This window comes from Dactylosporangium sp. NPDC049742 (genome assembly GCF_040674675.1).
Taxonomy (GTDB): domain Bacteria; phylum Actinomycetota; class Actinomycetes; order Mycobacteriales; family Micromonosporaceae; genus Dactylosporangium; species Dactylosporangium maewongense.
In genome coordinates this window covers 1-21,728 of record NZ_JBFANF010000065.1, presented here as the reverse complement: position 1 = coordinate 21,728, position 21,728 = coordinate 1, and the positions used below count along the sequence as shown (strand labels likewise).

Annotated in this window: 20 protein-coding genes; 12 read left to right on the top strand and 8 right to left on the bottom strand. The window is 72.7% G+C overall.

Features of this window, described 5'->3' with window-relative positions; all coding sequences use genetic code 11:
• Positions 1–67 precede the first annotated feature (67 nt).
• From AB0J72_RS47395 to crcB, 10 genes are all read left to right on the top strand, one after another.
• The gene (locus AB0J72_RS47395; protein WP_363412330.1) at positions 68–697 is read left to right on the top strand and encodes a helix-turn-helix domain-containing protein; all 630 of its coding nucleotides are present in this window, start codon (positions 68–70) and stop codon (positions 695–697) included.
• Positions 698–699: 2 nt separating this feature from the next.
• Entirely contained in the window at positions 700–2,436 is a 1,737-nt protein-coding gene (locus AB0J72_RS47390) for an ABC transporter ATP-binding protein (protein WP_363412328.1), read from the top strand.
• A gap of 244 nt (positions 2,437–2,680) precedes the next feature.
• Complete coding sequence (locus AB0J72_RS47385; protein WP_363412429.1) at positions 2,681–4,591, top strand: ABC transporter ATP-binding protein; 1,911 nt, start codon at positions 2,681–2,683, stop codon at positions 4,589–4,591.
• A gap of 1,038 nt (positions 4,592–5,629) precedes the next feature.
• Entirely contained in the window at positions 5,630–6,049 is a 420-nt protein-coding gene (locus tag AB0J72_RS47380) for a YciI family protein (protein WP_363412326.1), read from the top strand.
• 119 nt (positions 6,050–6,168) lie between these two features.
• Positions 6,169–6,915 (top strand): class I SAM-dependent methyltransferase, encoded by a 747-nt coding sequence (locus tag AB0J72_RS47375; RefSeq protein ID WP_363412324.1) that lies wholly within the window; start codon positions 6,169–6,171, stop codon positions 6,913–6,915.
• Positions 6,916–6,949: 34 nt separating this feature from the next.
• On the top strand, positions 6,950–7,576 hold the full coding sequence (locus AB0J72_RS47370) for a hypothetical protein (RefSeq protein ID WP_363412322.1): 627 nt from the start codon (positions 6,950–6,952) through the stop codon (positions 7,574–7,576).
• 138 nt (positions 7,577–7,714) lie between these two features.
• The gene (locus AB0J72_RS47365) at positions 7,715–8,041 is read left to right on the top strand and encodes a putative quinol monooxygenase (RefSeq protein ID WP_344504325.1); all 327 of its coding nucleotides are present in this window, start codon (positions 7,715–7,717) and stop codon (positions 8,039–8,041) included.
• A 36-nt stretch (positions 8,042–8,077) separates the two neighbouring features.
• On the top strand, positions 8,078–9,757 hold the full coding sequence (locus tag AB0J72_RS47360) for a hypothetical protein (RefSeq protein WP_363412320.1): 1,680 nt from the start codon (positions 8,078–8,080) through the stop codon (positions 9,755–9,757).
• Between the two features lie 141 nt (positions 9,758–9,898).
• On the top strand, positions 9,899–10,294 hold the full coding sequence (locus AB0J72_RS47355; protein ID WP_363412318.1) for a CrcB family protein: 396 nt from the start codon (positions 9,899–9,901) through the stop codon (positions 10,292–10,294).
• Positions 10,291–10,644 carry a fluoride efflux transporter CrcB gene (crcB, locus tag AB0J72_RS47350; RefSeq protein WP_344504322.1) on the top strand — a complete coding sequence of 118 codons (354 nt, stop codon included), beginning with the start codon at positions 10,291–10,293 and terminating at the stop codon, positions 10,642–10,644. Before AB0J72_RS47355 ends, crcB begins: the two co-directional genes overlap by 4 nt.
• A gap of 73 nt (positions 10,645–10,717) precedes the next feature.
• Here the strand turns inward: crcB and erm are convergent, their stop codons facing one another.
• From erm to AB0J72_RS47320, 6 genes are all read right to left on the bottom strand, one after another.
• The gene (erm, locus tag AB0J72_RS47345) at positions 10,718–11,497 is read right to left on the bottom strand and encodes an ErmE/ErmH/ErmO/ErmR family 23S rRNA (adenine(2058)-N(6))-methyltransferase (RefSeq protein WP_363412316.1); all 780 of its coding nucleotides are present in this window, start codon (positions 11,495–11,497) and stop codon (positions 10,718–10,720) included.
• A 340-nt stretch (positions 11,498–11,837) separates the two neighbouring features.
• Positions 11,838–12,575, bottom strand: a complete 738-nt coding sequence (locus AB0J72_RS47340) for an amino acid ABC transporter ATP-binding protein (RefSeq protein WP_363412427.1) — start codon at positions 12,573–12,575, stop codon at positions 11,838–11,840.
• Between the two features lie 2 nt (positions 12,576–12,577).
• Positions 12,578–13,423 (bottom strand): amino acid ABC transporter permease, encoded by an 846-nt coding sequence (locus AB0J72_RS47335; RefSeq protein ID WP_344504320.1) that lies wholly within the window; start codon positions 13,421–13,423, stop codon positions 12,578–12,580.
• Entirely contained in the window at positions 13,423–14,304 is an 882-nt protein-coding gene (locus AB0J72_RS47330) for an ABC transporter substrate-binding protein (protein WP_363412313.1), read from the bottom strand. The genes AB0J72_RS47335 and AB0J72_RS47330 overlap by 1 nt, the downstream gene beginning before the upstream one ends.
• Before the next feature lie 53 nt (positions 14,305–14,357).
• Positions 14,358–15,869, bottom strand: coding sequence for an MDR family MFS transporter (locus AB0J72_RS47325; protein ID WP_363412311.1), 1,512 nt, complete (start codon positions 15,867–15,869; stop codon positions 14,358–14,360).
• A gap of 153 nt (positions 15,870–16,022) precedes the next feature.
• Positions 16,023–16,700, bottom strand: a complete 678-nt coding sequence (locus AB0J72_RS47320; protein ID WP_363412309.1) for a hypothetical protein — start codon at positions 16,698–16,700, stop codon at positions 16,023–16,025.
• Positions 16,701–16,844: 144 nt separating this feature from the next.
• Between AB0J72_RS47320 and AB0J72_RS47315 the strand changes: the two genes are divergently transcribed.
• Positions 16,845–18,092 (top strand): histidine kinase, encoded by a 1,248-nt coding sequence (locus AB0J72_RS47315; RefSeq protein ID WP_363412307.1) that lies wholly within the window; start codon positions 16,845–16,847, stop codon positions 18,090–18,092.
• The gene (locus tag AB0J72_RS47310; protein ID WP_363412305.1) at positions 18,089–18,748 is read left to right on the top strand and encodes a response regulator transcription factor; all 660 of its coding nucleotides are present in this window, start codon (positions 18,089–18,091) and stop codon (positions 18,746–18,748) included. The genes AB0J72_RS47315 and AB0J72_RS47310 overlap by 4 nt, the downstream gene beginning before the upstream one ends.
• Here the strand turns inward: AB0J72_RS47310 and AB0J72_RS47305 are convergent.
• Both AB0J72_RS47305 and AB0J72_RS47300 read right to left on the bottom strand, forming a co-directional pair.
• A complete protein-coding gene (locus AB0J72_RS47305; RefSeq protein ID WP_363412303.1) occupies positions 18,743–19,417 on the bottom strand; it encodes a response regulator transcription factor in 675 nt (224 codons plus the stop codon). The genes AB0J72_RS47310 and AB0J72_RS47305 overlap by 6 nt on opposite strands.
• Positions 19,414–20,946: a histidine kinase gene (locus AB0J72_RS47300; RefSeq protein ID WP_363412301.1), complete on the bottom strand. Its 1,533-nt coding sequence runs from the start codon at positions 20,944–20,946 to the stop codon at positions 19,414–19,416. Before AB0J72_RS47300 ends, AB0J72_RS47305 begins: the two co-directional genes overlap by 4 nt.
• Between the last annotated feature and the right edge of the window lie 782 nt (positions 20,947–21,728).

Below are 21,728 nucleotides of genomic sequence, written 5' to 3'. Positions count from 1 at the left end.
TCCGCTTTTTCCGCTCACAGCATTATTCGCTTGTCCGAGTGAGTGCTCGCTCAGTAAGGTGGCCGTCGTGAACCAGCAGCCTGTCCGAGCCCGACGCCGGCGCGTCCCAGCGCTGTCGCCGGACGAGCGGCGGGCGGCGATCGTCGCCGCGACCATCCCGCTGCTGCGCACCCACGGGGCGGCGGTCACCACGAAGCAGATCGCCGAGGCCGCGGGCGTCGCCGAAGGCACCATCTTCGGCGTCTTCCCCGACAAGGCGTCGCTGATCCTCGCCGCGCTCGGCACCGCCTTCGACCAGGAGACGGTGCTGCGCGACCTCGACGCGATCGACCGGCAGGCACCGCTGCGCAAGCGCATGCGCGACGCGGCGGCGGTCCTGCTGCGCCGGTTCGAGTCCAATGTCCAGCTCATGATGGTCGCCCGGACGCTGCCGATGGAGACCGGGCGACGCCAGGTCGAGCAGCTGATGGAGGGCCGCCGGGTGCTGACCGAGGCGGTCGAGGCCCTCATCGAGCCCGACCGGGCGCTGCTGCGGCGCAGCCCCGCCACCACCGCCGGCATGCTCGTGCTGCTCGTGATCGCGTCGGTCCGGCCGGAGCTGGCCGAGCCCGGCGAGCTCGACGCCGACGGCGTGGTCGCCGTCCTGCTCGACGGCCTGCTGGTCCGCCCGACCGACACCACCGGGGGAGACGCCTGACGATGTTGATCCGACTGCTCAAAACCTATCTGAGCCCGTATCGCAGGACGATCTGGCTCATCGTGCTGCTGCAGCTGGTGCAGACCACGGCGACGCTGTACCTGCCGACGCTCAACGCCGACATCATCGACGGCGGTGTCGTCACCGGCGACACCGGCTACATCATGCGCATCGGCGGCTGGATGCTCGCCGTCACGCTCGTGCAGATCGTCTGTTCCGCCGCCGCCGTCTACTACGGCGCCCGCACCGCGATGGCCCTCGGCCGGGACGTGCGGGCCGGCATCTTCGACAAGGTGCAGGAGCTGTCGGCGCGGGAGGTGGGGCAGTTCGGCGCGCCGTCGCTGATCACCCGCACGACCAACGACATCCAGCAGGTCCAGATGCTGGTGCTGATGACCTTCACACTCATGGTCACGGCACCGATCATGTGCGTCGGCGGCATCATCCTCGCCCTCGTGCAGGACGTGCCGCTGTCGGCGCTGCTGCTGGTCGTGGTCCCGATCCTGATCGGGATCATCGCCGTCATCGTGGTGCGGATGCGGCCGCTGTTCCGCCTCATGCAGGTGCGCATCGACCTGGTCAACCGGGTCATCCGCGAGCAGATCACCGGCATCCGGGTGATCCGCGCCTTCGTCCGCGACGAGCACGAGCGGGTCCGGTTCGCCAAGACCAACGGCGACCTGCGCGACGTGTCCCTCGCCGTGGGCCGGCTGATGTCGCTGATGTTCCCCACCGTGATGCTGGTCGTCAACGCCTCCAGCATCCTCGTGCTCTGGTTCGGCGCGCACCGCATCGACACCGGCGGCATGCAGGTCGGGGCGCTGACCGCGTTCCTCAGCTACCTGATGCAGATCCTCATGGCGGTCATGATGGCGACGTTCATGTTCGTCATGATCCCGAGGGCCGAGGTGTGCGCGGAGCGCATCCAGGAGGTCCTCACCACCGAGTCCAGCGTCGTGGTGCCGGCGAAGCCGGTCACCGCGCTGCCCCGCCACGGCGAGCTGGACCTGCGCGGCGTCGAGTTCCGCTACCCCGGCGCGGAGTCGCCGGTCCTCAGCGGCATCGACCTCACCGCCCGGCCCGGGCAGACCACGGCCATCATCGGCAGCACCGGCGCCGGCAAGACCACCCTGCTCAACCTGGTCCCCCGCCTGATGGACGCGACCGGCGGCACCGTCCTCGTGGACGGCGTCGACGTGCGCGACATCGACCCGGCGCTGCTGTCGGCGACGGTGAGCATGGTGCCGCAGAAGCCGTACCTCTTCTCCGGCACCGTCGCGTCCAACCTCCGCTACGGCCGGCCCGACGCGACCGACGCCGAGCTGTGGCAGGCCCTGGAGGTCGCGCAGGCCGCCGACTTCGTCCGGGCGATGCCCGAGGCGCTCGACGCGCCGATCGCGCAGGGCGGCACCAACGTCTCGGGCGGGCAGCGGCAGCGGCTCGCGATCGCCCGGACGCTCGTCGCCCGGCCCGAGGTCTACCTCTTCGACGACTCGTTCTCCGCCCTGGACTACGCGACCGACGCCGCGCTGCGCGACGCGCTGCGCGCCGAGATCGCCGACGCGACGGTCGTCATCGTCGCGCAGCGGGTCAGCACGATCCGCGACGCGCACACCATCGTCGTGCTCGACGAGGGCCGCGTGGTCGGCACGGGCACCCACACCGAGCTGATGGACGCCAACGCCACCTACCGCGAGATCGTCCTCTCCCAGCTCACCGAACAGGAGGCCGCAGCATGAGCGGCCAGCGAAGCGGCTCGGGCCGCTCATCAGCATTGCAGGTCCGGCTCAGGCCGACGCCGGAGCGCAGCGGAGGTGGCGGCATGAGCGGCCAGCGAAGCGGCTCGGGCCGCTCATCATGTGACAGGTTCGGCTCAGGCCGACGCCGGAGCGAAGCGGAGGTGGCGGCATGACCGGACCGGGGCGCCCTGGTGGGCCGGGTGGCGGGTCGCGGCCTTCGCCGCCCGCGTTCGGGCCTGGGCGGATGATGATGGGCGCCGGCGGGCCGCCGGCGAAGCTGGAAGACTTCAAGGGCTCGTCCAAGCGGCTGCTGCGGATGCTCGCACCCGACCGGATGCTCGTCACGGCCGTGCTGGTCTTCGGCATCGGCAGCGTCGTGCTCTCCGTCATCGGGCCGCGGCTGCTCGGCCACGCCACCGACGTCATCTTCGAGGGCATCGTCGGCCGGCAGCTGCCCGCGGGCATCAGCAAGGCCGACGCGGTCGCGGGTGCGCGGGAGCGCGGGCAGGACCGCTTCGCCGACCTGCTCGCCGCCATGGACCACGTCGTGCCCGGCCGGGGCATCGACTTCGACCGGCTCGAGCGGGTCCTGCTGTGGGTCGCCGTGGTGTACCTCGGCGCCTGGATCCTCGGCCTGCTCCAGGCCCGGCTCACCACCGTCGTCGTGCAGCGCACCGTCTACCGGCTCCGCGAGCAGGTGTCGGCGAAGCTGTCCCGGCTGCCGCTGAGCTACTTCGACCAGCAGCCGCGCGGCGAGGTCCTCAGCCGCGCCACCAACGACACCGACAACATCGCGATGACCCTGCAGCAGTCGCTGAGCATGCTGCTCACGTCGCTGCTGACGATCTTCGGCGTCCTCGGCATGATGTTCTGGATCTCGCCGCTGCTCGCGATCATCGCGCTGGTCACGGTGCCGGTGTCGGTGCTGGTCACGATGCGCATCGGCAAGCGGTCGCAGCCGCAGTTCGTGAAGCAGTGGGCGAGCACCGGCAAGCTCAACGGGCACATCGAGGAGATGTTCACCGGGCACTCCGTGGTGAAGATCTTCGGCCGGCAGGCCGAGGCCGCGAAGACGTTCGAGGAGCACAACGAGGCCCTGTTCACCGCGTCGTTCCGGGCGCAGTTCATCTCCGGGCTCATCCAGCCGGCGATGATGTTCATCGGCAACCTCAACTACGTGCTCGTCGCCGTCGTCGGTGGCCTGCGGGTCGCGTCGGGGTCGCTGTCGCTCGGCGACGTGCAGGCGTTCATCCAGTACTCCCGCCAGTTCAGCCAGCCGCTGACCCAGGTCGCGAGCATGGCCAACCTGGTGCAGTCGGGTGTCGCCTCCGCCGAGCGGGTGTTCCAGCTGCTCGACGCCGACGAGCAGTCGCCGGACCCGGTCAAGCCGGCGCGCCCCGCCCAGGTGCGGGGGAAGGTGACATTCGAGGGCGTCTCCTTCCGGTACAAGGCGGACGAACCCCTGATCGAGGACCTCTCCCTCACCGTGGAGCCGGGCCAGACGGTCGCGATCGTCGGCCCGACCGGCGCCGGCAAGACCACGCTCGTCAACCTGGTCATGCGCTTCTACGACCTGACCGCCGGGCGCATCCTCCTCGACGACGTCGACATCGCCACCATGTCCCGCGACGACCTCCGCGAACAGATCGGCATGGTCCTGCAGGACACATGGCTCTTCCAGGGCACCATCGCGGAGAACCTCGCGTACGGCGCCGACCACCCGACCCAAGACAAGATCGTCGCGGCCGCCGAGACCGCCCACGCAGACCGCTTCGTCCGCACCCTCCCCGACGGCTACGACACCGTCATCGACGAGGAGGGCGCCGGCGTCTCGGCGGGCGAGAAGCAGCTCATCACGATCGCCCGGGCGTTCCTCGCCGAGCCGACGATCCTCATCCTCGACGAGGCGACCAGCTCCGTCGACACCCGCACCGAGGTCCTGATCCAGCACGCGATGACCACCCTGCGCGCCGGCCGGACCAGCTTCGTCATCGCCCACCGCCTGTCCACCATCCGCGACGCCGACCTCATCCTCGTGATGGAGCACGGCACCATCGTCGAGCAGGGCACCCACACCTCCCTGCTCGCCTCCGGCGGCGCCTACGCCAGGCTGTACTCAGCCCAGTTCGCCGCCGCCGCGGTCGAGGTCGACTGACCCCGCCCACTCACCCGCATTTCCGGGCCGGTCCGGCAGGAGCACCGCCTCCCGCCGGACCGGCCCGGCCTCGCCACAACCGCCCCACCGGACCGAACCACAACCGACCGGACCACAACCCGACTGCGACCGGACCGCCCTGCCGGAAGACGGCGGCGCCTCCGCGTGACGCGCGGAATACCGCCGTGACCCTGCCCGGCCGCCCGACGACCCGCACTTCACCGTCCCCGTCCAGCAGGAGCACCACCTCCCACCGGACCGGTACCGCCACGACCACCCCGCCGGACCAGCCCGGACCGCGACCGCCTCGTTGGAAGGCAGCGCGGCCGGGCCGTCCGACGACCCTCACCTCACCGTCCGGTCCGACAGGAGCACCACTTCCCGCCGGACCGCCCGACACCGCCACGACCGCTACCGGACCGGACCACGACTGGACGGCGACCGCCCCGCCGGACCAGCCCAGTCCGTGACCGCCTCGTTGGAAGGCAGCGCGGCCCGGCCATCCGGCGACCCGCACCACGCCGCCCGGTCCAGTAGGAGCACCACCTCACCCCCACCAGACCGGTCCCGGCGCCGCGACCGCCCCGCCGGCGGACGGCGGGCTCCAGCGTGAACCACGCGGAACACCGCCGACCCGACCCGACCGCCCGTCGACCCCGCACCTCGCCGTCCGAACCGGCAGGAACACCACCTCCCACCAGACCAGCCCGCGGCATCACCGCGACCACCCCACCGGAGGACGACGGCCCCCGCATGAACCGCGCGGAACACCGCCGACCCAGCCCAGCCGCCCGGCGACCCGCACCTCGCCGTCCGGCCCGGTAGGTGCACCACCTCCCGCTGGACCGGGCGGAGCGCGACCGTCCCGCCGGGCCGGGCCGGGGTGCGACCGGGCCGGTGGAGGGTGGTGGGGTACCGGCTGAGCTGCGGCGGAACGTGGTTGGAAATTCGTTTGGGTGGCGTGTCGATCCTCGGGTGGGTCGTTCGACCTTGGGGTGAGAAGGTCGAGGAGCGACCTTCACCGTGAGGAGAACCACGATGGCGAAGTACATGCTGATCATGCGCGGCAGTGATGAGTCGACGGCGAAGATGATGGAGACGCCGTTCGAGGAGATGCTGGAGACGGTCGGCAGGTTCAATGAGGAGCTGATCAAGGCCGGGGTGCTTCTGGCCGCGGAGGGGCTCGAGGACCCGGCGCAGGGTGTTGTCGTGCACTTCGACGGGGAGGTGCCGGTGGTCACCGACGGGCCGTACGGGGAGACGAAGGAGCTGTTCGGCGGCTTCTACCTCCTCGAGGTCGCCTCGAAGGACGAGGCGGTCGAGTGGGCCAAGCGGCTCCCCCAGTTCCCCGGCAGCAAGGTCGAGGTCCGGCGGGTGCCGAGCATCGACGAGTTCCCGCAGGACAACGAGTGGATCGCCAAGGAGCGGGTCTGGCGGGAGCAGACCGGCCAGATCTGACCACGGCGGCACCGGCACCGGGGGGCCGCGTCGGCGGACCCCCCGGCCGGAACCGCAGCCGGAACCGGAAACCGTGCCCCTGAGGTACCGAAAACGGACGGCCGCGATAGGGTCCGGCGGTGATCGATGAGGACGGCTACTTCGGGGAGCGGGTCGCGGCCCGGTACGACGAGTCGTCGAGGGAGATGGCGGACCCCGCGGTCGTGCAGCCGGCCGTCGACACCCTCGTCGAGCTCGCCGACGGCGGGCCGGCGCTGGAGCTGGGCATCGGCACGGGGCGGATCGCGCTGCCGCTCTCGGCGCGTGGGGTGCCCGTGCACGGGATCGACATGTCGCGGGCGATGGTGGCCCGGCTGCGGGAGAAGCCCGGCGGCGACGCGATCGGTGTGACGATCGGGGACTTCGCGACGACGCGGGTGGACCAGTCGTTCGCGGTCGCGTACCTCGTCTTCAACACGATCATGAACCTGACGACGCAGGCGGCGCAGGTCGCGTGCTTCCGCAACGTGGCCGCGCACCTGCAGCCCGGCGGGCGGTTCGCGGTCGAGGTGATGATGCCCGACCTGCGGCGGCTGCCGCCGGGGCAGGACGTGGTGCCGTTCCTGGTGAGCGAGACCCGCTGGGCGTACGACCTCTACGACGTCGCGACCCAGTCGATGAGCTCGAACTACGTCGAGATCTCCGGGGGCCGCGGCGGCTTCCGGTCGATCCCGTTCCGGTACGTGTGGCCGGCCGAGCTGGACCTGATGGCGCAGATCGCGGGGCTGCGGCCGCTCGCGCGGTGGGCGAACTGGCAGCAGGAGCCCTTCACGAGTGAGAGCGTCGCGCACGTCTCGGTGTGGGAGAAGCCCGTCCTGCCGGACTGACGCACAATGTGACCGGAGCGAGGGGGGCTGCGGTATGCGGAACCGGCGGGTGAGCCTGCTCGACATCGGGCTGGACCAGTCGTTCGACGCGTCGATGGCGTTCGTGCAGTCGACGTTGCAGAGCATCAACGCCGGGTTACCCGTCCCGATCGTCGACATCGACTTCGTGCGGTCCCGCGACCCCGACACGATCTTCGCCGCGTTCACGGCGGCGTGCGACGTGCTGCACGTGATGGCGCACGGTGACCACGCGGAGACGCCGACGTTCAGCAGTACCGACGGCAAGACGATGCTGGCGTTGCAGGAGTTCGGCGACTACGCGGCCGAGCGCGGGCACGGGCTCAACGCGAGCGCGGTGCTCGCCGACGGCTGCAAGACCGGGATCGGCGCCTGGCAGAAGGCGCTGCGCGACTGCCTGCACGGTGAGATCGTCTACATCGGCACGTCCACCCGGGTGGGCTGGCACGAGGGCACCGTGTTCGCCTCGGCGTTCTATGGTGCGCTGTTCCGTAACAAGGGCAAGGGGCAGACGCCCCTCGCTCAGGCCCTGGACGCGGCCGACCGGGCGGTCAAGGCGTACGAGGCGATCACCGACCGGGCCTGCCCCTACAAGGTGATGGTCCTGGAGCCGAGCCGCCAGGCGCGGCTGGCGTTCCGCTGACCCCAAAGTTCCGCAGACCACAAAGTTCCGCAGACCACAAAGTTCCGCAGACCACAAAGTTCCGCTGATCACAAAGTTCCGCAGACCACAAAGTTCCGCTGATCACAAAGTTCCGCTGATCCCACGGAGGAAGACGTCATGATCTTCATTACGGCGAAGTTCCAGGTCCTGCCGGAGCACGCGGAGCGGTGGCCGGAGATCGCCGCGGACTTCACCCGCGCGACGCGGGCCGAGCCGGGCTGCCTGTGGTTCGACTGGTCCCGCAGCCTCGACGACCCGAACGAGTATGTGCTCGTCGAGGCGTTCCGCGACGGCGACGCGGGCGGCGCGCACGTCCAGTCGGCGCACTTCAAGGACGCGCAGCGGACGCTGCCGCAGTACCTCGCCGCGACCCCGCGGATCGTCAACGCGACCGTCGACCAGGACGACTGGTCCGAACTCGGCGAGCTTGCGGTAAACCGATAGTGGCATAAATTCGGACTTGTCGGGTATCCCGGTCCGGTGCTGACGAATCTTGCGCATCTGGACTCGTTGCGGGTCCGCCTCACCCCGCCGCCGCAGCCGGGGCACACGACGTTCCGCCTGGCCGAGGAACCGGCCGTCGAGGTCGTCTGGACCTACGCCGAGCGGCTCCCGGACGGCACCTACCTCCCGGTCGGCGGCGGGCCCGTCGACCCCGACAACGGCTACTACACGCAGGGCGCGTTCAACGCCGACGACATCGCCCGCGCCGCCGTCGTCTACGTGCGGCACTGGCGGGCGACCGGCGCCGGCACCAGCCGCGACGCCGCCCGGCAGCTGCTGCGCGGCCTGTGCTTCCTGCAGACCGTCCACGACGACGAGACCGACGACGACCCCGGCGACCCCGCCCACGGCAACGTCGTGCTGTGGCAGCAGCCGGACGGCACCCTGAACCGCAGCGGCATCCCCGCGGAGAGCCCCGACCCGTCCGACGAGGGCGAGTCGGCGTGGCTGGCCCGCACCGTGTGGGCGCTCGGCGAGGGCTTCGCCGCGTTCAGCGCCGACGACGGCGGCGAGCCGGAGTTCCCGGCGTTCCTGCGCCGCCGGCTCCGGCTGGCGATGAGCGCCATCCGGCGGCAGGTGCTGCCACGGTACGGCCAGTGGCGCGTCGTCGAGGAGTCCGCCACCCCGGCGTGGCTGATCGGCGACGGCGCCGACCTCACCGGCGAGGCGCTGCTGGGGCTCTGCGCGTACACCGGCTGCACCGGCGACGACGACGCCCGCAAGCTCATCGAACAGCTCGCCGAGGGCGTCACGGCGATGCGGACCGGCACCCCGTGGACGTGGCCGTTCGGGGCGGTGCTGCCGTCGGCCCTGTCCCGCAGCGCCTGGCACGCGTGGGCCGGGCTCGCACCGGCCGGGCTCGCCCGCGTGTACGAGGTCGCCGGCGACCTCGCCGCACGCGACGCCGCCCTGGCCGACGCCGCGTCGTTCACCCCGCACCTGCTGGTCGAGGGCGGACCGGACAACCTGCGGGTCGCGGTGCCGGGCGCGCGGGAGGCGCTGACGATCGACGGGGTGCAGCTGTCGTACGGCGCGCAGTCCCGCGTCGAGTCGCTGCTGACCACGGCGCGGGTGACGGGCCGCCCGGCGCTGTCGACCCTCGCGGGGATCGCCGGCTCGTGGTTCTTCGGCAACAACCCGGCCGGCGCGCCGATGTACGACCCGGCGACCGGCCGCACCTACGACGGTGTCGACATCGTCGACGGGTCGCCGCGGCAGCTGGGCCGGCGCGGGGTCGTGCACCACGACGCGGGCGCGGAGTCGACGATCCACGGGCTCCTGGCGATGCTGGCCCTGGACGCGGACCCGCACGCGGCGGCGGTCGCGCGGATCGCCGAGGCGGACCCGGACACGCGGACGACGGCCGGCAGCTGCCGCGACGACGGGGAGATCCGCTGCCTGACGCTGCGTGACCCGCTGAACCGGGCGCGGGTGACGCTGCTGCGCAGCGTCGCGACGAGCACCCGCGTCTGCGACGTCGACATGGCGGCCAGGTCCGGCGGGGCCGGCGGCGCCGTTGAGGGCGCCGCGACCGTGACCGTCAACGACCCCGGCGGCGAGGAGCTGGAGCACTACACGACGACCGCGGGCCGCATCCGCGCCCTCGTCCCCGCCGGCGGCTTCACCATCATCTCCCGGCTGCCGGAAGCGGGCTGACACATACGTCCCAGGTAAGAACGGAGCCGGCGGGCACGATCATCAACCGCATCGAGCGCTGCATGCGGGACAGCGTCCGGTGCGTGGGCGTGGCCTTGGTCAGCGGCGTGTACGGATCGGGTAAACCGGTACCCTGACCCGATGTCCGCACGCCCCTCGCACGTCCTCGGTGCCGTCGCCGTGGGCGGGTCCGCGGGCAGCGCCGCCCGGTACGGGGTGGCGCTGCTGCTGCCGCACGACGCCCAGGCGGGCGTGCCGTGGTCGACCATCGCCGTGAACGCGACAGGATGCCTGCTCATCGGGGTCCTCGTGGTCGTCGTCGAGGGCTGGCACCCGCTGCTGCGGCCGCTGCTCGGGGTCGGGGTGCTGGGCGGGTTCACGACGTTCTCCACCTACACCGTCGACGCCGTCGTCCTCGCCTCCCGGGGCGCCGCCTGGGTCGCGGCCGCCTACGTCGCCGGGACGCTGGTCACCGCGATGGCGGCCGTGTCCTTCGGCGTGTGGTCCGCCCGCCGTCTGACGAGGCGGCCCGCATGACGCTGCTGCTGGTGCTGATCGGCGGGGCGGTCGGGGCGCCCGCCCGGTACCTCACCGAACGGGCGCTCAAGGACCGCTCCCCGCTGGGGACGCTGATCGTCAACGTCTTCGGCAGCGCGCTGCTCGGGGCGCTGATCGGCGCCGGCGACGCGCTGCCCGCCACCGTGAGGACCCTGGTGGGCACGGGGTTCTGCGGCGCGTTGACGACGTACAGCACGTTCAGCCTGGAGACGCTACGTCTCGTCGAGGAGGGCCGGCCGCGGCGGGCCGCCGCGTACGTGACGGCGAGCCTGGTGCTGGGTCTCGCCGCCGCGACGGCCGGCTACACGCTGACGCAGACGCTGCGGTAGCAGCCGGCCGCGCACCGGCGCTTCTGCAGCAGCCGACCGCGCGCCGGCGCTCGTAAACGCGGCCGGCTGTGCGCTACCGCGGACGGTGCTGGAGCAGACGGAACAGGGTCAGCCACTGCTCGGGCCACACCAGCCCGACGGGCGTGTCCGGGGCGAGCCGCAGCGCCCGGAACGCACCCGAGACGCGGCGCGGGTCGTACCGGCGACACAGCGACGCATGCAGCGAGCCGCCGACCCCGCTGAACCCGAGCTCCACGAACCCCGCGTAGCCGCGGGCCGGGGCCAGCGGCGAAGGGCGGCGGGTCAGCCGGAGGATGCCGCCGTCGACCCGGGGCACGGGCCGGAACGCCCCGCGGGGCACCCGCCCCGCGAGCCGCCAGTCCCACCACGGCCAGGTCGCGATCGTCAGGCGGCTCCAGCGGCCGTAGTCGCCGGTGCGTTTCCGGGCGTACTCCAGCTGGGTGAGCAGCGTCGCGCCGGTCAGCCCGGGAGCGTCCAGGCACCAGTCGACGACGGCGGACGTCAGCGCGTACGGGATGTTGCCGACGACCGCGAACGGTGCCGCCGGCGGCCGGGCGGCGAGGAAGTCCGCGACCCGGACGGTGACGCCGTCGCGGGCCGGCAGGGCCGCCGTCAGGGCCGCCGCCAGGTCCGGGTCGACCTCGTAGGCGATCACCCGGCGGCACCGTTCGGCGAGCGCGGCGGTGAGGTGCCCGCGGCCCGCCCCGACCTCGACGACGAGCGTGGACGGGTCGAGCCCGGCGGCGTCGACGAGCCGGTGGATCGCGGTGGGTGCGGTGAGCAGGTTCTGGCCGTACACGCGACGGCTGCGAGAATGAGCGGATGGCGCCATGACCGTGGTCCCGTCTGCCGCCCCGACGAAGGGCGGCGAACACGGACAGGCGGCATCGCGGCCCGTCCGTTTCCGAAGATGGACTCGGAGGGCCCTGGCGCGACTCGGGTGGCGACGCTCTACAAGGTGTGCGTCACACCTGGCGGACCAGGGCGCGACGCCGGGCGCGCAGGCGCATGGCCGGCACGGCCGACATCGCCGCCGCCGCGAGGAGAGCATGCGTCATGGTCATCGCCGCAACATATCCGAGCCGCCCACCCCGGTGCACGCGGTTTTCGCCGGTACCGGCAGCGCACCTGCAGCCGGGCACCGGCAGCGCACACGCAGCAGGTGCCAGCGGTTACAGGCGGCCCGCTTCGGTGATGCGCTGCAGGAACTGGCGGGTGCGGGGTTCGCGCGGCGCACCGAACACCTGCTCCGGCGGGCCCTCCTCGACGACGACACCACCGTCGAGGAAGCAGACCCGGTCGGCGACCTGCCGGGCGAAGCTCATCTCGTGGGTGGCGAGGACCATCGTGACGCCGTCGGTCTTCAGGTCGCGGATGAGGGCGAGGACCTCCCCCACCAGCTCCGGGTCGAGGGCCGAGGTGACCTCGTCGAGCAGCAGCAGCCGCGGGTCGTTGACGAGGGCACGGACGATCGCGACCCGCTGCTGCTGGCCGCCGGAGAGCCGGTCGGGGTAGGCGCGGGCCTTGCCGGCGAGACCGACCCGCTCCAGCAGCGCGAGGGCCTTCGCCTCGGCCTCCCGCGCCGGCAGCTTGTGCACATGCCGCGGCGCGAGCGTCACGTTGTCCAGGACGCTCAGGTGCGGGAACAGGTTGAACGCCTGGAAGACGATGCCGATGCGGCGGCGGACCTTGTCCGGGTCGGCGCGCGGGTCGGTGATGTCCTCACCGTCGAGGTGGATGGTGCCGTCGTCGACCTGTTCGAGGAGGTTGACGCAGCGCAGCAGCGTCGACTTGCCGGATCCGGAGGCGCCGATGAGCGCGACGACCTCGTGCTCGGCGACGTCGAGGGACACGCCGCGCAGCACCGGGTTGCCGTTGAACAGTTTGTGCACGCCGTTGATGGACAGCAGGGTCACAGCCGGTTGTCTCCTGACTGGCGGCGGGCGGCGCGCAGCGTGACCCAGTCGGTGACGGCGACGACGGGGATCGCCAGCAGCACGAACAGGACCCCGGCGACGACGTACGGGGTGTAGTTGTACGACCCGGCGGTCTCGATCTGCGCGGCCCGGATCGCGTCGATCGGCCCGGCCAGGGAGATCAGCCCGACGTCCTTCTGCATCGCGACCAGGTCGTTGAGCAGCGGCGGCGCGACCCGCCGCACCGCCTGCGGCAGCACCACGTGCCGCATCGTCTGGCGGTAGTTGAGGCCGAGGGACCGGGCGGCGGCGCGCTGCGACGGGTGCACCGACTCGATGCCGGCGCGGAACACCTCGGCGATGTAGCCGCCGTACGTGAGCACGATCGCGATCCCGCCGAGCACGAGCACCGACGGGGTGCCGCTCAGCCGCAGCCCCGGCACCCCGAACGCGAACAGGTACAGCGTCACGATCAGCGGCAGCCCGCGGAACGTGTACGTGTACCCGGCGGCGAGCGCCCGCAGCGGGAAGAACACCGCGGGCCGGACGGTGCGCAGGGTCGCGATGCCGAGGCCGAGCAGCACCGCCGCGACCGCGCAGACGACGAGCAGCCGCACGTTGAGCCACAGGCCGCGCAGCACCGCCGGCAACGAGTCACGGGCGGCGTCCACCGACAGGAAGCTGGCACGGAACCGGTCCCAGCCGGGCGCGCCGGTGACCGCCGCGTACAGCAGAACCCCGACGACCAGCGTGGACACGGCCGCGACCGCCACCGACAGGATCGTCTGCCGGCGGCGGTACGCGTCCCGTTCCAGCTGCAACGGGCTGGGCTTGAACGTCATCAGCTGAGCTTCGGTGCGCCCTGCACCGACGACAACCACTTGTCGGTCAGCGTCTTGAGGCTGCCGTCACCGCGCAACGCGTCGACGGCCTGGCTGACGCAGCCGGTCAGCGCCGAACCCTTGTCGAGCACGAGACCGAACTGCTCCGGGGTGCCGGACGGCTGCGGCAGCTGCCCGACGATCTGCGCGTCGGTGATCTCGGCGCCGGTGATGTAGAACGCCGTCGGCAGGTCCACGACGAGCCCGTCGATCTGCCCGTTCTGCAGGGCCTTCTTGGCGTCGTCGTTGTTGTTGTACACCTGCGGCTGCGCCGACGGCTGCACCACCTCGGTGATCGACCGGTAGCTGGTGGTGCCGACCTGCGCGCCGAGCTTGGCGCCCTTCAGGTCCGCGACGCTCTTCGCCCCGGCGATCTTCGAGGTCTTCAACGCGATGACGGTCTGCGTCACGTCGTAGTACGGGGCGGAGAAGTCGACGGCCTGCTTGCGCTCGTCGGTGATGGAGAACTCGTTGACGTCGAAGTCGAACGTCTTCTTGCCGGGGGCGATCGCGTTGTTGAACGTGACCCGGGTCCACACGACCTGGTCCTTGCTGTAGCCGAGCTTGGTGGCGACGGCGTACGCGACCGCGGACTCGAAGCCCTCACCGGACTCGGGCTTGTTGTCCTTGAACCACGGCTCGTAGACGGGTTCGTCGGTCGCGATCGTGAGCTTGCCCGCGGCGACCGTCTTGAGGTTCGCCGGGTCACAGGTCGCTGTGCCGGGGCTGGCGCCGCTCGAGGCGGCCGGGGATGCAGTGTCGTCGTCGGCCGGTGCGCAGCCGGCAGCGGCGGCGAGGGCCGCGGTGAGACCCGCGGCGAGGAGGAGGGTCCTGGAGCGCATGGCGGCGATCGTACCCACCTGACCGGTAGGAAATGGATCTACCGTGTGTCGGATCACGGCAACGGCGTGGCCCGGCGCGGCATCAGCAGCACCGCGCCGGCACCGAGGACCGCGACGCAGGCCAGGGCGATGAACACGTGGTGTGTCGCCGCATACAGGCTGCCCCGCGCGTACTCCAGGACCGCCGGCTGGGTGCCGTCGCCCTTCAGCACCACGTCGGTCGCGTCGGCGCCGCCGAGCCGCTCCCGCACACCGGGCGGCGCGGCCGCGAACCGCCGGTCGAGGGTCGTGTTGGCGATCGCGCCGAACACCGCCCCGCCGACGGCGCTGCCGATCGACCGGAAGAACATGTTCGTGCCGGTGACCACACCCCGCCGGTCCCAGCCGACCACCGACTGCAGCGCGACGAGCGTCGGGCTCGACGTCAGCCCGAGCCCGACACCGATGACGAAACAGGCGACCGTCAGCCAGCCGATGCCGGTGTACCGGCCGAGCACCGCACACATGACGCTCCCGGCGACGATGACCGCGCCACCCGCCAGGGACGTGTCACGGAACCCGATGCGCAGGTACACCTGGCCGGCGAGGGTCGCGGCGATCGGCCAGCCCAGCGACATCGCCGCGACGACGAACCCGGCGCCGACGGCGCTCGCACCCAGCACACCCTGCGCGAGGCTCGGCACGAACGAGGTGAGCCCGATCAGCAACGCGCCGACGACCAGCGCGACGAGGTTGCCGCCGACCAGGATCCGGTGCCGGAACACCCACAGCGGCAGGACCGGCTCGGCGGCCCGGCGCTCCACGAACCAGAACGCGACCATGAGCGCGGCACCGCCGGAGAAGATCGCCACGCTCGGCACCGACGTCCACGCCCACGTGATGCCACCCTCGAGCGTGCCGAGGATCAGCAGCGTGCAGCCCGCGACCAGCAGCGACGCGCCCAGGTAGTCGATGCGGTGCTGGCGCCGCTCGACGCGTTCCTTGAGGTTGCGCACGAGCATCCACACGGCGGCCAGCCCGACCGGGATGTTCACGAAGAAGATCCACCGCCACGACAGGTAGTCCGCGAACACGCCGCCGATGGCCGGACCGATCACCGACGACACGCCCCACACCCCGGCGACGTACCCCTGGACCCTGGCGCGCTCCTCCACCGTGTACAGGTCACCGATGATCGTCATGCTCATCGGCTGGATCGCGCCGGCGCCGACGCCCTGCACCGCCCGGAACACGATCAGCGTCAGCATGCTCCACGCGAACCCGCACAGCACCGACCCGACCAGGAACGCGGCGATCCCGGCGAACATCACCGGGCGGCGGCCGACGACGTCCGCCAGCTTCCCGTACAGCGGCGTCGTCACCGCCGCGGTCAGCAGATACACCGAGAACAGCCACGGGAACTGCGAGAACCCGCCGAGGTCCCGGACGACGGACGGCACGGCGGTCGCGATGATCGTGCTGTCGAGCGCGACGAGCCCGGTGGTCAGCATCACCGAGGCCAGGACCGGTCCACGCTCCGAACGCAGGCCCACCGCCGTCCGGGGCGTGAAAGTGGCGTCGACCATCCACACACCTTACGACCGGCGGGCGGCTCCGGCGCTGTACGCCGTCGCGTGGCCCGCCGGTCGTGAGGTCCGCCGGTCGTGAGGTCCGCCGGCCGTGAGGTCCGCCGGCCGTGAGGTCCGCCGGCCGTGAGGTCCGTCGGTCATGAGGTCCGTCTATGCGACGCGGACCGGTTCCGGTGCGGTGAGCCTGGCCCGCTCGATGACCCGCAGGCCGGCGAACGCCATCACCGCCAGCATCGGCAGGGTCCCCACCGCCGGGAGGATCGGCGTGTCGTACGGCATGAGCAGCAGCCCGGCGTAGCCCAGGACGATCCCGGCGAGGGACCACCAGCCGATGACACCGGCCCGCGCCAGCCCGACGAACGTGAGCAGCAGCGCCAGCGACACCAGCGGGCCGGGGCTGAACGCCAGCTGCTGCGCGGGGTGCGCCAGCACCTTGTCCGACAGCGCCACCGCCTGCTCGACCGGCAGGTTCCGGCCGATCTCCATGTGGAACCAGTCCGACAGCAGCGCCCCGGACATCTCGGTCAGGAACAGCGCCCCGAGCAGCGCCCCGACGAGCGTGAGGACACCGCCGCGGCGGCCCCGCACGAGCAGCGGCAGCGCCAGCAGCCCGACACCCATCAGGAGGTTGCCGTAGTGCAACAGCAGCGCCGACAGCTGCGTCTGGAACGGGTCGGCGGCCAACGACTGCAGGTAGGAGGCCTTGTCGTCGCCGGTGCTCGGCGGGGACGTGGCAAGGCCGGCGAAGAACAGGACGGCGCCGGCGATCAGCGACGTGCCGGCGGCGTATGGAAGGACCCGGTGGGCCGTGGTTGCGTGTTCGTTCATGCCGCAAACGCTATGGTCCGGCCCTCCCCGCGGTCTGCTGTCCGGCGTCTCGACCCGTGTCCGCCGCGCGACGGACACGGCACCGTCACGGTGTCCGCCGCACGGCCGACCCGGGGCCCTGAACTGCGGCAATAGGATCAACCCATGCACCGCACGCTCGCGCGCCGGGCCGCCCTGCTCCCCTGGGCCGCCGCCGTCACCCTCGCGGTCATCGGCGTCGCCGAGATCCTCCTCGACAGCGCGTTCTCCGCCGCGCCGGCCGTGCCCGCCGCCGCGCTCGCCACCGTCGTCGCCGGCACCGCCCTCGCCGGCCGGTTCCCGATCGCCGGCTCCGCCGTCGTCGCCGCCGCGTTCCCGGTCGCGGTCGCCGGCGGCCTCAACGGCCCCACCGGCGCCGCCGTCCTCGGGTTCTTCCTCGCCCCCGGCTGGGCCGGCTACCAGCGGGCGGCCTCCTGGCCACCCGACGCTTCGCGGCCGTCCCGGTCCTGGTCGGCCGGGTCCTGGCCCGCGCCGCTCGCCGCGCAGCTCATGGCGAGCCTCGGCACGTGGATCGCCGGCCGCGCCGCCGGGTCCACGGTCGGCGGGCTCGCCGCCATGGCCTGGGAGAACCTGTTCTTCGGCCTGCTGTGCTGGGGCGCCTGGGGCGTCGGCCTGCTCGCCCGCCGGCTCCGGGACCGCGCCGACCTCCTCGCCCGGCTCACCACCGCCCTCGACGCCGAACGCGACGCCCGCGAGCACGCGATCGTCGCCGAGGAACGGCAGCGGATCGCCCGCGACATGCACGACGCCGTCGCCCACTCGATCAGCGTCATGGTCCTGCAGCTCGGCGCCGTCCGCGCCACCCTCCCGGCCGGCACACCACAGGCGGAGATGCTGCAGGGCGTCGAACGACTCGGCCGCGAATCCGTCCGCGAGCTGCACACCCTCGTCGGCATCCTCCGCGACACACCCGACCTGCTCGTCGCCCAGCCGTCCATCGCCCGCGCCGAGGAACTGGTCGCACAGCTACGCGCCGCCGGGCTGCCCGTCGAACTGACCGTCGACGGCGACCTCACCGGCGTCCCCCGCGCCCAGGACATCTCCGCCTACCGGGTCCTGCAGGAGGCACTGACCAACGTCCTGCGCCACGCCGGCACCGCCGCGACCAGCGTCCACCTGCACCGCGCAACGGACCGCCTGACGCTCACGGTCGACAACGTCCTGCCCACGACCGCCCCTTCCGCCCCCGCCCTTTCCTCCCCCGCCGCTTCCGCCCCCGCCTCGGACGGCGGCGGGCACGGGCTCATCGGGATGCGCGAACGGATCGCCGTCTTCTCCGGCACCCTCACCGTCGGCGCACGACCCGGCGGGTTCACCGTGCGGGCATCGTTCCCCCTCGGTACCGCGTCATGATCCGCGTCGTGGTCGTCGACGACGAAGCGATGATCCGCGCCGGGCTGCGCATGCTCCTGGACCACCAGCCCGACATCGAGGTCGTCGGCGAGGCCGCCGACGGGATCCGCGCCCTCGACGAGGTCCGCCGCGCCAACCCCGACGTCGTCCTCCTCGACGTCCGCATGCCCCACGGCGACGGCATCGAGGCCGCCGGCCACATCCTCGCCGCCGGCCCGACCAAGGTGATCATCCTGACCACGTTCGACGACGATGAGGCCGTCCGCCGAGCGCTGCGCCTCGGGGTCAGCGGCTTCCTGCTCAAGGTCGCCCCGCCCGAGCAGCTCGTCCACGCCGTCCGGACCGTCGCCGCCGGCCAGGCGCTGCTCGACCCCGCCGTGACGCTGCGGGTCATCGCCTCCTACGCCGCCTCCCCCGTCGCCGACCCACGCGCCGCCGCGCAGCTCGCCACGCTCACCGAACGGGAGGTCGACGTGCTCCGGCTCGTCGCCCGCGGCCGCTCCAACGCGGAGATCGCCGCGTCGCTGTTCCTCGGCGAGGCGACCGTGAAGACGTACGTCTCCCGCATGCTCACCAAGCTCGACCTCCGCGACCGCGTCCAGGCCGTGGCGTTCGCCTACGAGAGCGGCCTGATCCGCCCCGGCGCCGCCTCATGACCCACCCCGGCGCACCACCCCCGCCTCGTACGCGAACACGACGACCTGCACACGATCCCGCAGCCCCAGCTTCATCAGCAGCCGCCCCACATGGGTCTTCACCGTCGCCTCCGACAGCGACAGGACCGCCGCGACCTCCAGGTTGGACCGCCCCCGGGCCACCTCGACGAGCACCTCCCGCTCCCGGACGGTCAACCCCTCCAGCAGCCGCTCCGCCTCCGACACCTCGCCCGCCGGGTCCGGAAGGTGCCCCGCGAACGCGTCGATCAACCGCCGCGTCACCCGCGGCGCGACGACCGCGTCCCCCGCCGCGACCGACCGGATCGCCCCCGTCAGGTCCGCCGGCTGCACGTCCTTGAGCAGGAACCCGCTGGCACCCGCCCGCAGCGCCGCCCACACGTACTCGTCCAGGTCGAACGTCGTCAGCACCAGAATCCGCGCCGCCGACCCCGACCCCACGATGCCACGGGTCGCCTCGATCCCGTCCGCCACCGGCATCCGCACGTCCATGAGCACCACGTCGGGCGCGAGCGCCGCGGCCATCGCCACCGCCTGCACGCCGTCCCCCGCCTCCCCGACCACGTCCATGTCCGGCTGCGTCGACAGGATCATCCTGAACCCGAGCCGCAGCAACGGCTGATCGTCCACCAGCAACACCCTGATGCTCACGCCCCGCCACCCCCTCCCCCACGCCCCGCCGCGCCGCGCACCACGCCGCTCGCCGTGCCCTCTTGCGCCGGGCTGTCTTCTGCCAGGCTGTCCTCTGCCGGGCCATCGCTCGCCGGGCCGTTCGTTGCCCGGCCATCGCTCGCCGGACGCCCGCTTGCCTGGCCACCGTTTGCCGTGTGATCGCTCGGCGGGCCACCGCTCGCGGGGCCATCGCTCGCGGGGCCATCGCTCGCCGGGCCGTCGCTCGTGGGGCCGCTGCTTGCCGGGGCATCGCTTGCCGGGTCGCCGTGGAGGGTCGCGCGGACGGACCAGCCCGGGGCGTCGGTGCGTGGACCGGCCGCGAACCGGCCTCCGTACGCCGCCGCCCTCGCCGCCATGCCGGTCATGCCCCTGCCACCGCCCTGCCCGCCGCCGCCCGGCGGGGCGCTCGTGCCGTCGTCGGTGACCTCGAGCTCGACACGGTCGCCGGTGTACCGCACCCGCACCCCCGACCGGCTCGCAGCACCCGCGTGCTTGAGCACGTTGGTGAGCGCCTCCTGGACGATCCGGTACACCGCGAGCTCCGCACCGGGCCCCAGCCGACCCGGCACGCCCTCGGTGGTGACCTCGACGCGGAGTCCCGCCGCCCGTACGCCGGCGACGAGCGCATCCAGATCCGCCAACCCCGGCTGCGGGCTCGCCGCCACATCACCGGCACTACCCATGCCCGCGGCCGCAGCGGCCCGGCTGTCCTCGTGCAGCAGCCCGAGGACGCGACGCATCTCCCCGAGCGCCTGCCGGCCTGTGCCCGACACGTGCCGCATCGCCGTCACCGCCTCGCCCGGCGACGACGCCGCCGTCAACGTCGCCGCGTCGGCGAGCGTCACCATCACCGACAGGTGGTGCGCCACGATGTCGTGCATGTCCCGCGCGATCCTGGCCCGCTCCGCGGCGACGGCGATCTCGGCCCGCTGATCGCGGTCGCGTTCGAGACGCCGGGCCCGATCCTCCAACTCGGCCAGGTACGCCCGCCGGGTCCGCACCACCAACCCCAGCAACACCGCCGCGGTCAGCCCGAACGTCACGAACCCCACCGCCGTCCACCGCGGCCCGGCCGAGAACGACGCCGTGAGCGCCAACGACCCGACCACCACGACCACCGGCACCAGCCGCCGCAGCGCCGCGTGCCGCGCAACGGTGTACACCCCGATGGCGATCACCGCCTCCGGATGCAGCCCTTCGACCCTGACCCCTACAACCACCAGCCCGAGGACCGCAAGCCCGAGCACCGCCCAGCACACCAGAACCGGCGCCGCCCGCCGCCAGACCAGCAGCAGATGAACGGCAACGTAGAACGCCACCCCGGCCGCCCCAGCCCCGGCAAGCGCCCGGTCCGCGTTGACCAGCCCGACCCCGGCGGCGAGCGCACCGTCGACCCAGCGCGGGTGCCGCACCACGAACCCCCGCACCCCGCCGAACCACCGCGCCCCCACCCCCGCCACCCCGGCCGCGACCCGGTCCCGCACCACCGGCGGCTCCCGCTCCACCATCCGACCCCCTTCCACCGACCTCATCGTCCCGGCCCAGCCCCCGCCCCGACGCCCCGACGCCCCGGCCGAGAGCCAGCGACTGACGCAGATCGTCCCGCCCGCTCTGTACCGCCGCCCCCTGCCGCCCCAACGAAGCGCACGACCAGCATCGCCCCGCCGCCCCACGACTGCCGCCCCGCCAAACAACGGCGCCCCGGCCCGCACGGTCCCGCCGCACCTCGCCTTGCCCCGACGGGGCAATGACGACACGACCAGCACCGCTCCCCCGCTCATCGCCCCATCTGGCCACATGACAACGGCACGACCAGCACCTCCTCCCACGTCCGCTCCTGCCCCGACCCGGCAGAGCAGGTCCGGCACAACCAGGACCGTTCCGCCCCACTCACGCCCGACCCGGCCGAGCGACGGCACGACGAGGACTGCCGCACCTCGCGCCCCTGCCCCGACGGCGCAATGACGGCACAACCAGCACCCCGCCCTCCTCGGCTCGCGCCCCGACCCGGCTGAGCGGGGCTGGCACGACCAGGACCGTCCGCCCTCACGCCCGACCTGGGCATCTCCGTGACCACCTCGGCGAGCGCCGCGCCGACGCTGGCCGGGCGACGACACACGACGGGGAACCGCCGCGCCCCGCTGATGCCCGGCCAGGCGCAGCAACGAGGCGCGACCGGCACCGCTCCGCCACCGCTCACGGCACGGCTCGGCCCGGCCCGGCTCGGCCCGGCTCGGCCCGGCTCGCCTCGGCCCGGCCCGGCTCGGCCCGGCTCGGCCCGGCTCGCCTC

Coding starts and splice junctions, on each gene's coding strand:
- AB0J72_RS47390 (WP_363412328.1), top strand. CDS start 700: ATGTTGATCCGACTGCTCAAAACCTATCTGAGCCCGTATCGCAGGACG.
- AB0J72_RS47385 (WP_363412429.1), top strand. CDS start 2,681: ATGATGATGGGCGCCGGCGGGCCGCCGGCGAAGCTGGAAGACTTCAAG.
- AB0J72_RS47380 (WP_363412326.1), top strand. CDS start 5,630: ATGGCGAAGTACATGCTGATCATGCGCGGCAGTGATGAGTCGACGGCG.
- AB0J72_RS47370 (WP_363412322.1), top strand. CDS start 6,950: ATGCGGAACCGGCGGGTGAGCCTGCTCGACATCGGGCTGGACCAGTCG.
- AB0J72_RS47365 (WP_344504325.1), top strand. CDS start 7,715: ATGATCTTCATTACGGCGAAGTTCCAGGTCCTGCCGGAGCACGCGGAG.
- AB0J72_RS47355 (WP_363412318.1), top strand. CDS start 9,899: ATGTCCGCACGCCCCTCGCACGTCCTCGGTGCCGTCGCCGTGGGCGGG.
- crcB (WP_344504322.1), top strand. CDS start 10,291: ATGACGCTGCTGCTGGTGCTGATCGGCGGGGCGGTCGGGGCGCCCGCC.
- erm (WP_363412316.1), bottom strand. CDS start 11,497: ATGGCGCCATCCGCTCATTCTCGCAGCCGTCGCGTGTACGGCCAGAAC.
- AB0J72_RS47335 (WP_344504320.1), bottom strand. CDS start 13,423: ATGACGTTCAAGCCCAGCCCGTTGCAGCTGGAACGGGACGCGTACCGC.
- AB0J72_RS47330 (WP_363412313.1), bottom strand. CDS start 14,304: ATGCGCTCCAGGACCCTCCTCCTCGCCGCGGGTCTCACCGCGGCCCTC.
- AB0J72_RS47325 (WP_363412311.1), bottom strand. CDS start 15,869: ATGGTCGACGCCACTTTCACGCCCCGGACGGCGGTGGGCCTGCGTTCG.
- AB0J72_RS47320 (WP_363412309.1), bottom strand. CDS start 16,700: ATGAACGAACACGCAACCACGGCCCACCGGGTCCTTCCATACGCCGCC.
- AB0J72_RS47315 (WP_363412307.1), top strand. CDS start 16,845: ATGCACCGCACGCTCGCGCGCCGGGCCGCCCTGCTCCCCTGGGCCGCC.
- AB0J72_RS47310 (WP_363412305.1), top strand. CDS start 18,089: ATGATCCGCGTCGTGGTCGTCGACGACGAAGCGATGATCCGCGCCGGG.
- AB0J72_RS47300 (WP_363412301.1), bottom strand. CDS start 20,946: ATGGTGGAGCGGGAGCCGCCGGTGGTGCGGGACCGGGTCGCGGCCGGG.